Below are 1,132 nucleotides of genomic sequence, written 5' to 3' on the forward strand. Positions count from 1 at the left end.
GCAGCACGCCGTCCCGGCCTCCGGTCGTGCGGGCCGCGCCGGTTCCCGGTCGTGCACCTACGATGACCGCATGACCGGTGAGCGAGACCTCCGTACCCTCCTGAGCACCATGAGGCCCGAGCTGAACGAAGGCCGGTACGTCTTCGCCAGCGTGCGCCGGGACTCCGTGCCCGCGGGCGTCTCGCCCGTCGTCACGGTCATGGAACGGGAGGGGCTGACCCTCGTCCTGCCGGAGCACGAGGCGAGGGAGGCCGGCCTTCCCCACGCCTTCGTGGCGGGCTGGATCACCCTGCGGGTGCACTCCGCCCTCGACGCGGTGGGGCTCACCGCCGCCGTCTCCCTCGCGCTGACGGACGCGGGTATCAGCTGCAACGTGATCGCGGGCTACCACCACGACCACCTTTTCGTCCCGTACGAGCGAGCCCCCGAAGCCGTCGCCGTGCTGGAGTCGCTCGCCGCGGAATAGCCGTTCCCCGGGACCCCCGGGTGCCCGGGGGACGCGGTGCCCGGTTCGCTCCGCGCCCGCGCGGGCCCGGCTCCGCGACGTGAGCCGGGCCACGTAACATGGCTGCATGTCCTTCCTCCGCCGTCGCAGCGCCGCCACTCCCGCCGGCCCGGACTTCGATGTCCTCGCCATGGACCCGGGGGACTGGCCCGGGAACCTCGGTGCCGGTCTGCTGCCCGCGCCCGACGGCACCTGCCAGGGCGTCTTCCTCCGGTACGACCTCTACGGTGGCCGCGGTCCGGCCATGATCATCGGGAATCTCCCGGCGGGCTCGCCCGCCCGCGAGACCGAGGAGGGCCAGGTCCCCTTCGAGGTCGCGCAACTGCTCCTCGCCCTGGAGAACGACGAGCCGGTGGAAGTCACCGCCACCGAGGACATTCCCGTGATGCAGGGCGACAACCTGCTGATCGTGCGCCGCGTCAAGCTCTCCGAGACGCGCATCGCCTGTGTGCAGTTCGACCGCAGCGACGGCGTCCTCGTCACGATCGCCAGCTGGGACCGTCCGATCACCGACGACCTCTACGCACTGCTCAAGCCGCTGCCCGCGGAACTCTTCCAGCAGGGCTGACCCGCGAGGCCCTGAGCACGGACGAAACGTCCCTGCGGCCGACGGAGAGAGTTCCGTCG

General features: G+C 71.7%; 2 protein-coding genes. Both read left to right on the forward strand.

The genetic code is table 11. The features are described from left to right. The first annotated feature begins 70 nt into the window (after window positions 1-70). The gene (locus ACWD3D_RS37340; protein WP_451465068.1) at window positions 71-466 is read left to right on the forward strand and encodes an ACT domain-containing protein; all 396 of its coding nucleotides are present in this window, start codon (window positions 71-73) and stop codon (window positions 464-466) included. Window positions 467-572: 106 nt separating this feature from the next. Next, on the forward strand, window positions 573-1,073 hold the full coding sequence (locus ACWD3D_RS37345) for a hypothetical protein (RefSeq protein WP_451465069.1): 501 nt from the start codon (window positions 573-575) through the stop codon (window positions 1,071-1,073). Window positions 1,074-1,132: the final 59 nt, after the last annotated feature.

It is taken from the genome of Streptomyces sp. NPDC002690 (genome assembly GCF_053592415.1).

Bases quoted from the DNA above. Each gene is read 5' to 3' on its own strand.
- ACWD3D_RS37340 (WP_451465068.1), top strand. From the start codon at position 71: ATGACCGGTGAGCGAGACCTCCGTACCCTCCTGAGCACCATGAGGCCC.
- ACWD3D_RS37345 (WP_451465069.1), top strand. From the start codon at position 573: ATGTCCTTCCTCCGCCGTCGCAGCGCCGCCACTCCCGCCGGCCCGGAC.